Annotated in this window: 12 protein-coding genes; 7 read left to right on the forward strand and 5 right to left on the reverse strand. The window is 60.3% G+C overall.

From position 1 onward, the window contains the following. Nucleotides 1-31 precede the first annotated feature (31 nt). Nucleotides 32-1,111: an LPS export ABC transporter permease LptG gene (gene lptG, locus AO240_RS15345; protein ID WP_099237185.1), complete on the reverse strand. Its 1,080-nt coding sequence runs from the start codon at nucleotides 1,109-1,111 to the stop codon at nucleotides 32-34. Beyond that, on the reverse strand, nucleotides 1,104-2,222 hold the full coding sequence (lptF, locus tag AO240_RS15350) for an LPS export ABC transporter permease LptF (protein ID WP_099237186.1): 1,119 nt from the start codon (nucleotides 2,220-2,222) through the stop codon (nucleotides 1,104-1,106). The genes lptG and lptF overlap by 8 nt, the downstream gene beginning before the upstream one ends. Before the next feature lie 285 nt (nucleotides 2,223-2,507). Here lptF and AO240_RS15355 point away from each other — a divergent pair, with 285 nt between their 5' ends. The 5 genes from AO240_RS15355 to rlmF all read left to right on the forward strand — a co-directional run bounded on the left by AO240_RS15355 (nucleotide 2,508) and on the right by rlmF (nucleotide 9,151). Beyond that, nucleotides 2,508-3,998 (forward strand): leucyl aminopeptidase, encoded by a 1,491-nt coding sequence (locus AO240_RS15355; RefSeq protein WP_099237187.1) that lies wholly within the window; start codon nucleotides 2,508-2,510, stop codon nucleotides 3,996-3,998. A gap of 51 nt (nucleotides 3,999-4,049) precedes the next feature. Continuing rightward, complete coding sequence (locus AO240_RS15360) at nucleotides 4,050-4,478, forward strand: DNA polymerase III subunit chi (RefSeq protein ID WP_099237188.1); 429 nt, start codon at nucleotides 4,050-4,052, stop codon at nucleotides 4,476-4,478. Between the two features lie 7 nt (nucleotides 4,479-4,485). Beyond that, a complete protein-coding gene (locus tag AO240_RS15365; RefSeq protein WP_099237189.1) occupies nucleotides 4,486-4,872 on the forward strand; it encodes a DNA polymerase III subunit chi in 387 nt (128 codons plus the stop codon). A 257-nt stretch (nucleotides 4,873-5,129) separates the two neighbouring features. Then, nucleotides 5,130-7,976: a valine--tRNA ligase gene (locus tag AO240_RS15370; protein WP_099237190.1), complete on the forward strand. Its 2,847-nt coding sequence runs from the start codon at nucleotides 5,130-5,132 to the stop codon at nucleotides 7,974-7,976. 152 nt (nucleotides 7,977-8,128) lie between these two features. Further along, nucleotides 8,129-9,151: a 23S rRNA (adenine(1618)-N(6))-methyltransferase RlmF gene (rlmF, locus tag AO240_RS15375; RefSeq protein WP_099237191.1), complete on the forward strand. Its 1,023-nt coding sequence runs from the start codon at nucleotides 8,129-8,131 to the stop codon at nucleotides 9,149-9,151. Between the two features lie 68 nt (nucleotides 9,152-9,219). Here the strand turns inward: rlmF and AO240_RS15380 are convergent, their stop codons facing one another. Then, a complete protein-coding gene (locus tag AO240_RS15380; RefSeq protein WP_003188840.1) occupies nucleotides 9,220-9,501 on the reverse strand; it encodes an HU family DNA-binding protein in 282 nt (93 codons plus the stop codon). A gap of 396 nt (nucleotides 9,502-9,897) precedes the next feature. On the opposite strand from AO240_RS15380, the gene yejK reads away from it, so the two are divergent. Continuing rightward, nucleotides 9,898-10,902, forward strand: coding sequence for a nucleoid-associated protein YejK (gene yejK, locus AO240_RS15385; RefSeq protein WP_099237192.1), 1,005 nt, complete (start codon nucleotides 9,898-9,900; stop codon nucleotides 10,900-10,902). Further along, entirely contained in the window at nucleotides 10,902-11,252 is a 351-nt protein-coding gene (locus AO240_RS15390; RefSeq protein ID WP_099237193.1) for a glutaredoxin family protein, read from the forward strand. The genes yejK and AO240_RS15390 overlap by 1 nt, the downstream gene beginning before the upstream one ends. A 59-nt stretch (nucleotides 11,253-11,311) precedes the next feature. Here the strand turns inward: AO240_RS15390 and AO240_RS15395 are convergent, their stop codons facing one another. Both AO240_RS15395 and AO240_RS15400 read right to left on the reverse strand, forming a co-directional pair. Further along, nucleotides 11,312-12,289 (reverse strand): FecR family protein, encoded by a 978-nt coding sequence (locus tag AO240_RS15395; RefSeq protein ID WP_099237194.1) that lies wholly within the window; start codon nucleotides 12,287-12,289, stop codon nucleotides 11,312-11,314. Next, a complete protein-coding gene (locus tag AO240_RS15400; RefSeq protein ID WP_099237195.1) occupies nucleotides 12,286-12,864 on the reverse strand; it encodes an RNA polymerase sigma factor in 579 nt (192 codons plus the stop codon). Before AO240_RS15400 ends, AO240_RS15395 begins: the two co-directional genes overlap by 4 nt. Nucleotides 12,865-12,869 lie beyond the last annotated feature (5 nt).

A 12,869-nucleotide genomic window follows, 5' to 3' on the forward strand; every position in this document is an offset into this window, starting at 1 on the left:
AGCGGGGCATTTTTTGTTCATAAGCGCGGTATCAACCGGCTCGGCGCAGCAACCAGAAACCGGCCACGGCGCAGATACCTGTCGGCACCAGCACGGCAAACAGCGGCGAGAACCCGAACACCAGACTCGACGGCCCAAGCAGGTCCTGGGCGATACGGAAGGTGAAACCGACCAGCACACCGGTGAATACCCGCTGACCCAGCGTCACGGAACGCAGCGGGCCGAAGATGAAGGAAATCGCCATCAAGACCAGCGCAGCGGTAACCACCGGCTGCAACACCTTGACCCAAAACGCCAGCCAGTAACGACCGTTATTCAGGCCCTGGTCCTTGAGGTAGTGGATATAGCTCCACAAGCCGGAGATAGGCAGGCTTTCGGGGATCATCACCACCGTATTCAGCAGTTCAGGCTTGAGGGCGATGTCCCATTGCTCGGTCGGCACGTTGATGACTTCAGTGCTGGCCTTGATACCCTGGCCAACATTGCGGAAGTACGTCGTGGTGACCTCGCTCAATTGCCACTGGCCCGCCGCGTACTGCGCGCGCTTGGCAAAACTGGAGGTCAACATGTGCCGTTCTTTGTCGAAGGTGTAACGCGTTACCCCGATCAACAGGCCGCCCGGCTGCACGGCGTTGATGTGGATGAACTCATCACCCTGGCGGTGCCACAGGCCGTGCTTGGCGCTTTGCGCATCGCCTGAGCCCTGCGCCAATGCGCGATTGGCCTGGGCCGTGGCTTCGGAAGGTGGCGCCACGTATTCGCCAATCAGCACGCTGCACGCCATCAGCAGCAGCATGGGTTTCATGACGGCCCAGACGATACGGCCGATGGACACACCGGCCGCACGCATGATGGTCAGCTCACTGCTGCTGGCCAGGGTGCCCAAGCCGATCAGGCAACCGATCAGCGCGGCCATCGGCATCATGTCGTACAGACGACGCGGTGCGGTCAAGGCCACAAAACTCAACACGTCAGTGACCGTGTAGGTATCGGTGACGTTGCCGACCTCATCAATGAAGGCAAACAACGACGCCAACCCGAGAATAATGCCCAGCACCGCCAGAATCGCGAACAGAACGCTGCTACCAATGTAGCGATCAAGCTTAGCCACGGGCCAACTCCTTCAGGCCACGACGGCTCTTCATTTTCAAACGGACAGGTTCCCAGTAGAGCAGGCCGAGGCCGATCATCAGGAAGATCCCGTGCACCCACCAGAGGCCCAGAGTCGGCGACAACTTGCCCTTCTCAAGGGAGCCACGGGCGGAGATCAGGATGGTCAGGTAAGCCATATACAGCAGAATCGCCGGCAACAATTTAAGGAAACGGCCCTGACGCGGGTTGACGCGCGACAGCGGCACGGCCATCAAGGTCACGATAAACACCAGCAGCGGCAGCGAAATACGCCATTGCAGCTCAGCGATGGAGCGCAGTTCCGGGCTGCCGAACAGCGAGGCGGTTGGCAGTGCGTCGCGGTCAGTGACCTCTTCGCTTATTTCCGGCCTGGCTAGCATTACGCCATAAGTGTCGTATTTGACCGCCCGATAATCCGCGAGGCCAGGGCTGCCGTCGTAACGGTAGCCATGTTCCAGGATCAGGTAACGGCTGCCGTCAGGGCGCACTTCCTGGCGCCCGCTGTCGGCCACCAGAATCGAAATGCCACGGTCTTTCTGGTTCTGCCCGAGGTTTTTCTGCGAAATAAACACACCGCCCAGCTTGGCACGGTCATCGGTCATGGTTTCGGTGTAGGTGATCCGCGAGCCGTCGTTGAGTGCCTGAAAGCGCCCAGGTTCGAGGGTGTCGAACTCGGTCATCGCGTCCTGCTTGTTCAGCAGCAACTGAAACTGCATGGCGCCCTGTGGTGCCAGGCTCATGCTCAACCAGGCCACCACCAGGGCAACACCGGCGGCCGGCACCATGGTCATGGCCAGCAAGCGTTGCTGGCTCATGCCGGTGGCCGAGAGCACGGTCATTTCACTCTCAAGATACAACCGGCCATAAGCCAGCAGAATGCCGAGAAACAGGCCAAGCGGCAGGATCAGCTGCAAAAAGCCCGGCAGGCGAAAGCCCATGATCAGGAACAACGAGCCAGGGTCCAGGGCGCCCGAAGCGGCCTGAGCGAGGAATTTGACGAAACGACCACTCATGGTGATCACCAACAGCACCGCACTCACGGCACTCAGGGTCAACAGGACTTCGCGGGACAGATAACGGAAGACGATCAAACCAGACACTCCAGGGTTGTCAGGCTAAGGCGGCCAAACAAGCAAGCATACCGAGTCGACCCGTTTTACACGGGCCGGCTAAAAAAGATGGCGCATTATCCTGTGATTGACCGCGCCTGTCACGGTGCTTGCTCATGCGCGTGCATAAAGCGTGCGGCAAGGGTTGTCAGGCTCCGCCGGCGAGGTTCAAACTGCGGCCTTTGTCGCGGGCGGTTTACACAGCTGCCACGCTTTAAAGCCTGCGTACAAACGCCAGGCTCTCAGACCTTTATAAGGGACCCGAAAATGGAATTGGTTGTAAAAAGCGTTAGCCCCGAAACGTTGAAAACCGCCACCCTCGTGGTCGCTGTCGGCGAAGGCCGAACGCTCGGCGTTGCCGCCAAGCAACTGGACGAACTCACTGGCGGCGCGATCAGTGCCGTCCTCAAGCGCGGCGACCTGGCCGGCAAAGTCGGCCAAAGCCTGCTGCTGCAAAGCCTGCCCAACCTCAAAGCCGAGCGCGTATTGCTGGTCGGCGTTGGCAAAGACGCCGAACTGGGCGACCGCCCGTTCCGCAAGATCATCAGCGCCATCCTCAACACGCTCAAGGGCCTGGGCGGCAACGATGCGGTGCTGGCGCTGGACGAAATCGTGGTAAAGGGCCGCGACAGCTACGGCAAGACCCGCCTGCTGGCCGAAAGCCTGGTAGACGGCGGCTACCTCTTCGACCAGTTCAAGAGCCAGAAAGCCGAACCCCGCGCCCTGAAGAAAATCACCCTGCTGACCATCAAGGCTGCTCAGGCTGAAGTCGAGCGCGCCGTGACGCACGCGACCGCAATCGCCAACGGCATGTCCTTCACCCGCGACCTGGGCAACCTGCCGCCAAACATCTGCCACCCGACGTTCCTGGGCGAGCAAGCCAAGGCGCTGGGTAAAGAGTTCAAGGGCCTGAAAGTCGAAGTGCTGGATGAAAAGAAGATTCTGGAACTGGGCATGGGCTCGTTCTACGCCGTGGGCCAAGGCAGCGACCAGCCGCCGCGCCTGATCGTGATGCAGTACAACGGTGGCAAGAAGTCCGAGAAGCCTTACGCGCTGGTCGGCAAAGGCATCACCTTTGACACCGGCGGTATCAGCCTCAAGCCCGGCGCCGGCATGGACGAGATGAAGTACGACATGGGCGGCGCCGCCAGCGTGTTCGGCACCCTGCGCGCCGTGCTCGAACTCAAGTTGCCGATCAACCTGGTATGCATCCTGGCGTGTGCCGAGAACATGCCAAGCGGCGGCGCGACCCGCCCGGGCGACATCGTCACCACCTTGAGCGGCCAAACGGTCGAGATCCTCAACACCGACGCCGAAGGCCGCCTGGTGCTGTGCGATGCGCTGACGTACGCCGAGCGCTTCAAACCGCAGGCCGTGATCGACATCGCCACCCTGACCGGTGCCTGCGTGGTTGCCTTGGGCGCCCACACCTCGGGCCTGCTCGGCAACAATGACGAGCTGATTGAGCAACTGCTCAGCGCCGGCAAAGCTGCCGACGACCGCGCCTGGCAATTGCCGCTGTTCGATGAATACCAGGAACAGCTGGACAGCCCGTTCGCCGACATGGCCAACATCGGTGGCCCGAAAGCCGGCACCATCACCGCCGCCTGCTTCCTGTCGCGCTTCGCCAAGAACTTCAACTGGGCGCACCTCGACATCGCCGGCACCGCGTGGACCAGCGGCGGCAAGGACAAGGGCGCCACTGGCCGCCCGGTGCCGTTGCTGACCCAATACCTGCTGGACCGCGCCAAAGCCTGAAACTGATGATGCCGGGGTGGCCATCAAGCTGCCCCGGCCTCAGGAACCGCAATGACCCAAGTCGACTTCTATATATTGCCCAGCGCCGATCCTCTCGCGCGCCTGGACTTTGCCTGCAAACTCACCGAAAAAGCCTGGCGCATGGGCCACCGCATCTATCTGCACTGCAGCGATGCCGCCCAACGCGACGAGCTGGACGCACGCCTGTGGCGCTTCAAGGGCGAAAGCTTCGTGCCCCACGGCCCTGCCGAGTCTGAACCCGACGGCCTGGTAGTACTGGGCTTGGGCGAAAGCTGCGGCGATCACCATGACTTATTGGTGAACCTGGACTTGAAAGTACCGGCTTTTGCCAAGGCGTTTGCGCGCGTGGCAGAGGTAGTGGTGGAAGACCCGGCTATTCGTCAGGCCGCGCGGGAGAGTTTCCGTTTCTACCGCGAACAGGGCTATTCTTTGCAAGATCACCGGCTACAACGACTTTGAGTACACGATGGACACTTCCAACCCGAAAAAAAAAGACGACCATTTGCTCGATGACCTTGAGTCGATCCGCCAGTTGCTGGGTGATGATGGCTTGCAACCGCCGCTGCTGACCGATTCGGTAAAGGCTGATGTACAGATTCCGCTGTTGTTCGAGATGGTCGGTGGCAAGGCCGCTGCACCCGCGCCGGCTGTAGAACCCGCGCCGGTCGCGGCCGCCACAGAAAAAGCGCCCGACGCTTTGCTGCTGCACCTGGACAATGAACTGCGCGCCGCTGCGCAATTGATCATGCAAGACGTGATCGACGACTTTGCCCCGCACATTGAAACCGAGATCAAGCGCCGGCTGGGCGCGCGGATGGAACGGCTAATCGCCACAGCCACGGGTAGTAAGTAGCTGCAAGTGGCAGGTTTCGAGCTGCAAGCTTCAAGCTTCAAGTAAAAGCAAGAGCAAGAGCAAGAGCAAGAGCAAGAGCATTGCGGTCTGCCTGTAGCTTGCAGCTTGCAGCTTGTAGCTTGTAGCTTGTAGCTTATAGCTTATAGCTTGCAGCTTGCAGCTTGCCCTTTGCCCTTTGCCGCTTGTAGCTGCCCGAGCCTTGCCCCGTTATACTTGTCGGCTTTCCTGAATAAATGCCAACTAGGGTCCCGCCGCGCATGGATAAGACCTACCAGCCGCACGCTATTGAAACTTCCTGGTACAACACTTGGGAGTCCGAGAATTATTTCGCCCCGCAAGGTGCCGGCGATTCCTACACCATCATGATTCCGCCACCGAACGTCACTGGCAGCCTGCACATGGGCCATGGCTTCAACAATGCGATCATGGATGCGTTGATCCGTTTCCGCCGTATGCAGGGCCGCAACACCCTGTGGCAACCAGGCACCGACCACGCGGGTATCGCCACGCAGATGCTGGTGGAACGCCAACTCGAAGCCACTGGCCAAAGCCGTCATGACTTGGGCCGCGAGAAATTCCTGGAAAAAATCTGGGAATGGAAAGACCAGTCCGGCGGCAATATCAGCCGTCAGATCCGTCGCCTCGGCTCGTCCGTCGACTGGAGCCGCGAGCGCTTCACCATGGACGACGGCCTGTCCGAATCGGTGAAAGAAGCCTTCGTGCGCCTGCATGAAGACGGCCTGATCTACCGCGGCAAGCGCCTGGTCAACTGGGACACCAAGTTGCACACAGCAATTTCCGACCTCGAAGTGGAAAACCACGACGAGAAAGGCTTCCTGTGGAACCTCAAGTACCCGCTGGCCGATGGCGCCAGGACTGCCGAAGGCAACGACTACCTGATCGTCGCCACCACGCGCCCGGAAACCATGCTTGGCGACGCCGCCGTCGCGGTTAACCCGAACGATGAACGCTACCAGGCGCTGATCGGCAAGTTTGTCGAACTGCCGCTGGTGGGTCGTCGCATCCCGATTATCGCAGACGACTACTGCGACCCTGAATTCGGCACCGGCTGCGTGAAAATCACCCCGGCCCACGATTTCAATGACTACGAAGTCGGCAAGCGCCACAACCTGCCGCTGCTGAACATCTTCGACAAGAACGCCGCCGTACTGCCGGCCTGCCAGGTGTTCAACCTCGACGGTACGCTGAACGACAGCATCGACGGCAAGATCCCGGCCGAATACGCCGGCCTTGACCGTTTTGAAGCGCGCAAGCAAATCGTCGCCGCCTTCGATGCCGCCGGCTTGCTGGTCAGCGTTGATGACCACGGCCTGAAAGTGCCGAAGGGCGACCGTTCCGGCACCATCATCGAGCCGTGGTTGACCGACCAGTGGTACGTGTCCACCAAGCCGTTGGCCGAGCCTGCGATTGCTGCCGTGGAAGATGGCCGTATCCAGTTCGTGCCCAAACAGTACGAAAACATGTACTTCTCGTGGATGCGTGACATCCAGGATTGGTGCATCAGCCGTCAACTGTGGTGGGGCCACCGTATTCCGGCCTGGTACGACGAGTCGGGCAAGGTCTATGTAGGCCGTGATGAAGCCGAAGTACGTGCCAAGCACAACCTCGGCGCAGACATCGCGCTGCAACAGGACAACGACGTACTCGACACCTGGTTCAGTTCGGGCCTGTGGACGTTCTCGACCCTGGGCTGGCCGCAACAGACCGAATTCCTCAAGAAATTCCACTCCACCGACGTGCTGGTGACCGGTTTCGACATCATTTTCTTCTGGGTTGCCCGGATGATCATGCTGACCATGCACTTGGTGAAAAACGAGGACGGCACGCCGCAGGTGCCGTTCAAGACCGTGTATGTGCACGGCCTGGTGCGTGATGGCCAAGGCCAGAAGATGTCCAAGTCCAAGGGCAACGTGCTGGACCCGCTGGACATTATCGACGGTATCGACCTGGAAACCCTGGTGCAAAAACGCACCTCGGGCCTGATGCAGCCGAAACTGGCGAAAAAGATCGAGAAGCAGACCCGCGACGAGTTCGCCGACGGCATCGCCAGCTACGGCACCGATGCCTTGCGCTTCACCTTCTGCTCGCTGGCGTCTACCGGTCGCGACATCAAGTTCGACATGGGCCGCGTCGAAGGCTATCGCAACTTCTGCAACAAGATCTGGAACGCCGCACGCTACGTGCTGGATAAAGGCGAAGACTGCGGCCAGAACGGCGAAGCCTATGAGCTGTCGCTGGCTGACCGCTGGATCATCTCGCAGCTGCAACGCACCGAAGCCGAAGTGACCCGCCAACTCGACCAGTTCCGTTTCGACCTGGCCGCACAAGCCTTGTACGAGTTCATCTGGAACCAGTATTGCGACTGGTACCTGGAACTGTCCAAGCCGGTGCTGTGGGACGAGAACGCGCCGGTCGAACGCCAGCGCGGCACCCGTCGCACCCTGGTGCGCGTGTTGGAAGTGGCGCTGCGCCTGGCGCACCCGTTCATGCCGTTCATCACCGAAGAAATCTGGCAGCGCCTGGCGCCGCTGGCCGGTATCGAAGGCAAAACCATCATGCTGCAGCCTTGGCCAGTGGCCAATGAAGCGCGCATCGATGAAGCGGCCGAAAGCGATATCGAATGGCTCAAGAGCCTGATGCTCGGCACGCGCAACATTCGCGCCGAGATGAACATCGGCCCGGGCAAGCCACTGGCGGTGTTCGTGAAGAACGCCAGTCGCGAAGACGAGCGTCGCCTCACCGAAAACGATGCGCTGCTCAAAAAGTTGGCGAAGCTGGAGTCGATCACCGTGTTGGCGGCCGGCGTCGAAGCACCGCTGTCGGCGACCGCGCTGGTCGGCGACATGGAAGTGCTGGTGCCAATGGCCGGCCTGATCGACAAGGGCGCCGAACTGGCGCGTCTGGACAAGGAAATGCTGCGCCTGCAAGGCGAAGTGCAGCGAGTGGGCGGCAAGCTGTCCAACGCGGCATTCGTCGACAAGGCACCGGCTGAAGTGATCGACAAAGAGCGCTCCAAATTGGCCGAGGCTGAACAGGCCTTGAGCAAGTTGGCCGAGCAATACGCGCGGATTTCCAGCCTGTAAGGTGCAAGCCCACATGAAAAAAAGAGACCTTCGGGTCTCTTTTTTTTGCCCCGGTGCTGCTTATTCCTGGCTAAAGCCCCCTCCCACATTTGACCCTGTTGGACTAAGGTGTGTGACAATGCTCGCCACTTTGAGCCAACACCAGAATTAACATGACCACCCCCACTACGCCCAAACCTTCGCGCAAGAAGCCTAAAACCGCAGCCACGGCCAAGCCCGTCGCGCCGCGCAAAGAGGCCACCTTGCACCCGCGCAACCGCCACCAGGGCCGTTACGACTTCCCGGCGCTGATCAAGACCACGCCGGAACTGGCGAAATTCGTGATCCTCAACCCGTACGGCAAGGAAAGCATCGACTTCGCCAGCCCGGATGCGGTGCGGGTGTTCAACCGGGCGCTGCTTAAAGCCTTCTATGGCATCCAGCATTGGGATATTCCAGCCGATTATCTGTGCCCGCCGGTACCGGGGCGTGCCGATTACGTGCACTTCCTCGCCGACCTGCTGGCCAGCGTCAACGACGGCGAGATTCCGCGTGGCGCGCCGGTCAAGGTGCTGGACATCGGCATGGGCGCCAACTGCGTGTACCCGCTGATCGGTTACAGCGACTACCGCTGGCACTTCCTCGGTTCGGAAGTCGACCCGACCGCCGTGGCTGCCGCCAAAGCCATCGTGCAGTCCAACGGGCTGAACAAGGCCATCCAGCTGCGCCAGCAAACCAATCCCAAGCAGATTTTGCTGGGCCTGCTGGAGCCGGGCGAACGCTTTGACCTGACCATGTGCAACCCGCCATTCCACGCCTCCATGGACGAGGCCACCAAGGGCAGCGAGCGTAAATGGCGCGCACTGGGCAGGGCTGATCCAAAACGCACGTTGCCGGTGCTGAACTTCGGTGGCCAATCGGCCGAGCTGTGGTGTGAAGGCGGCGAAGTGCGCTTCGTGACGCAACTGATCGCCGAGAGCGCGCACTTCCAGCACAAAGTGCTGTGGTTCAGCACCTTGGTCTCCAAAGCCTCCAACTTGCCGGCCATCGAAATCGCGCTGAAAAAAGCCGGTGTCCTCGAAAGCCAGGTCGTCGAAATGTCCCAAGGCCAGAAGCAAAGCCGCTTTGTGGCCTGGACCTTCCAGACCAAGAGCGAGCAGCAAGTGTGGCGCCAGCGCTGGGCCCGCAAAGACTGATCAGTAAATCGCAGGCAACAAAAAACCGTGCCCGGATCGCTCCGGAGCACGGTTTTTTTTGCTGCGTCTTACTTGTTAACAGCGTCGGTCAGGCCTTTGGCCACAACCAGCTTGATAACTTTCTTGGCAGCGATTTCGATGGCAGCGCCAGTCGAAGGGTTACGGCCAGTACGGGCAGGACGCTCGGTCACTTTCAGTTTGCCAACGCCTGGCAGAGTGATTTCGCCGCCGTTTTCCAACTGGTCAGCAACAACTTGGCTCAGTTGGTCCAGCAGAGCGCGCACGGTAGTTTTCGGTGCGTCTACTGCTTCAGCCAGGTCAGCGATCAGTTGGTCTTTAGTAATAGCCATTGTGGTGTTCCTTCCCTATCAAATTCATATGGATTGCAGAGTGCAGTGTCAGCCTTCGAGCCCGACCATCAAGGCCTGGCAACCCCGGCTATAACCACGGAGATCGGGGTTATAGATGCTTGAAACAGGGATTGGTTCGACCTGACAGATGCTGAATGCACGCTTAACGCCGAGACTTGGCGTAAGACGGGGCAAAACTAGCACAGAGACGGGGAAATATCCGCCTCAACATACCCATTTGGTCAGGTTTATCGCTCTAAACCGTGAAAAAAAGGCATATAAGCCGTCAGAGGGCACCCAAAACGCCCTTCGAAGCGTGCCATGCCCAACGGGTGCGGTACACTGGGCGACTTTTCGGGGAGGCCAACCGCTCCCCTTCAACCAGCCGAGAAGCCTATGCCGATCCGTCACTGCATCGTCCACCTGATCGACAAAAAACCCGACGGCACACCCGCAGTTCTCCACGCCCGCGACTCTGAGCTTGCCGAGTCCGCCGCCATCGAGAACATGCTTGCCGACCTCAACGAGAGCTACAACGCCAAGCAAGGCAAGGCCTGGGGTTTCTTCCATGCCGAGTCCGGCGCGCACCCGTTCAGCGGCTGGTTGAAGGAGTATTTCGACGGCGGCCAGGATTTCACTAGTTTTAGCCGCACAGCGGTCGAGCACCTGCAAAAGCTGATGGAAGAATCCAACCTCTCCACTGGCGGCCACGTGCTGTTTGCCCACTATCAACAAGGCATGACCGACTATTTGGCCATCGCCTTGCTGCACCACAGCGAAGGCGTGGCGGTGACCGACGACCTCGACGTGACTGCCTCGCGGCACCTGGACCTTGGCCAGTTGCACCTCGCCGCACGTATCAACGTCTCCGAATGGCAGAACAACAAGCAGTCCAAGCAGTACATCTCGTTTATCAAAGGCAAGAACGGTAAAAAAGTCTCGGAGTACTTCCGTGACTTTATCGGCTGCCAGGAAGGCGTCGACGGCCCCGGCGAAACCCGTACCTTGCTCAAGGCCTTCAGCGACTTCGTTGAAAGCGAAGACCTGCCCGACGAATCCGCCCGCGAAAAAACCAAAACCCTGGTCGACTACGCGAGCAGCCAAGCCAAGCTCGGCGAGCCCATGGGCCTGGAAGAACTCTCGGGCTTGATCGATGAAGATCGGCCAAAAGCGTTCTACGACCATATTCGTAACAAGGATTACGGCCTGTCGCCGGAGATCCCCGCCGACAAACGCACCCTCAACCAGTTCCGCCGCTTTACCGGCCGCGCGGAAGGCTTGTCCATCAGCTTTGAAGCGCACCTGTTGGGCGACAAAATTGAATACGACGAAGCCGCCGGCACGTTGATCATCAAGGGTTTGCCAACGCAACTGACCGACCAGCTCAAGCGCCGTAACTGATGCTCGGCGGGGTTCTCAAAAAAGTCCTGCTGGTATTGCTGGTGGTGGTGGTTATCCAGAACTGGGGCAAGATCGAGCGGCTCTTCAACCCGTCGCAGGTGGTGTCGGAGCAGGTGCGCAACTCTGCGCGCGTGGTGCTCTATTCGACCGAGTGGTGTGGCTACTGCAAACAGATACGGCGCTTTCTGGACCAGAAAGGCGTGCCGTATCAGGCGCTGGACATAGAGAAGGACGCCCAGGCGCGCAAGGCCTATGAGGCCTTGGGCGGCGGCGGCATTCCGTTTGTTGACGTGAATGGCACGTTAATTCGCGAATTCAACGCTGAAGCGATCATGGCGGCGTTGAAGTAACCCACTCTCGACACCCGGCCAATCAATTGTAGAAGCAGTTGACCGCGTTAGACCTGTGCCTAACGCAACACGATCATGCGGCCCAACAGGCTGTGCTGTTCGAACCCCAACACGGCCTGCAAGGCATTCAGCACCGCCTGCGGGTCTTTGCTGGGAAAGCTGCCGCTGACGCGTTTGGCGCCCATTTCATCGTTCAGCAGCAGGATGCGGCCAGGGTAATAACGGCCCAAGTCCTGAACCACTTCGGCCAACGGCACCTTGTAGTAATTCAGCCAACCATCACGCCAGGCCAGGCGTGATTCGCTGTCGACCGCCTGCACGGCATCAGCGACGCCCTCGGCGTAAGCCACTTGCTGGCCTGCGCTCAGAATTTGCTGCCGACCCTGCCTGGACGGCGTCACGCCCACGCGACCAGACAGCACGGTCACCCGAGCCCCGGCCGGTTGCAGGCGCACTTCGAATTGCGTGCCCAGCACCCGCGCCTCACCGCTGCCGGCCTCGACCACAAATGGCTGGCCGGTGTGGCTCACGCTGAAAAAACCGGCACCGCGGCGCAGTTGGATATGCCGCTCGCCGTGGCTGAAATCCACGGCGATGGCGCTGTCGGCATCCAGCGTGACTTGCGACTGATCGGCCAGGGTCACGGTTTTGACTTGCCCCGGCGCCGTCACATAGTCGGCGCCCCAATCATCGACCCAGCGCGACGGCTGCCAGCCGCCGCCCATGCACACCATCACCAGCAAGCAGGCGGCCATGGCCAACGCACCAGACCAGCGCACAGCGCGCGCGCGTTTGGAGAGGCTCATTGCATTGAGGTAGCCCTGCAAGGCCAAGGCCTCTTCGTTCGCCAGTTTACGCGCCGGCACTTCGCTCAACTCCCACAGCACCTGGGCCTGTGCATAAGCCTCGACGTGCGCAGGGTCGGCGCGCAACCAGTGGCTGAACGTCGCCTGGTCGCCACTGCTCGGCTGGTCGTGCAGCATGCTCAGCCAATCGAGTGCGGCCTGCTCCTGAGCGGGCGTGGGGGTAACGTTCACGGTGCTTTCCCTGGCGTGCGTGGGGGCGATGGTTCGCGAAGGCTGGCTTTGCAGGCTTCGAGGGCGCGCATCATATGTTTTTCCACGGCGCTTTGGGACAGCCCCATGGCCTTGGCGATTTGCGCGTATTTGCGCCCGTGAATGCGGTTGAGCAGGAAAATCTGCCGAGTGCGTTCTGGCAAGCTGCGCAAGGCCGCTTCGACATGGCGCAGGTCATTGCCCGCTTCAAGCGCGGCCTGGGGTTCAGAACCCTGATTGTCCTGTTGTTCCGGCAGCCAGCCTTCACTGCTGCGCACACGGGCGCCTTCGCTGCGCAGGTGGTCGATGGCGATGTTGCCGGCGCAGCGCAACAGATAAGTGCTGAGTTCTTCAACCTGCACCAACGGCCTGCGCCAGAAGCGTAGGAACAGGTCTTGCACCAGGTCAGCCGCGGTGGCGCGGCAGCCCACGCGTCGGCTCACCAGGGCTTCCATTTGCGAGCGCTGCGACAAAAACACCTGCAAGAAATGCGCACGTCCCCCGGCCGCATCGGTCTGCGGGCTGTCTTGGGATTCCGGCGGGGTGCTGATCATCATGGAAG

The sequence above is a fragment of the Pseudomonas sp. ICMP 460 genome, assembly GCF_002723595.1.
GTDB classification, from domain to species: Bacteria; Pseudomonadota; Gammaproteobacteria; order Pseudomonadales; family Pseudomonadaceae; genus Aquipseudomonas; species Aquipseudomonas kitaguniensis.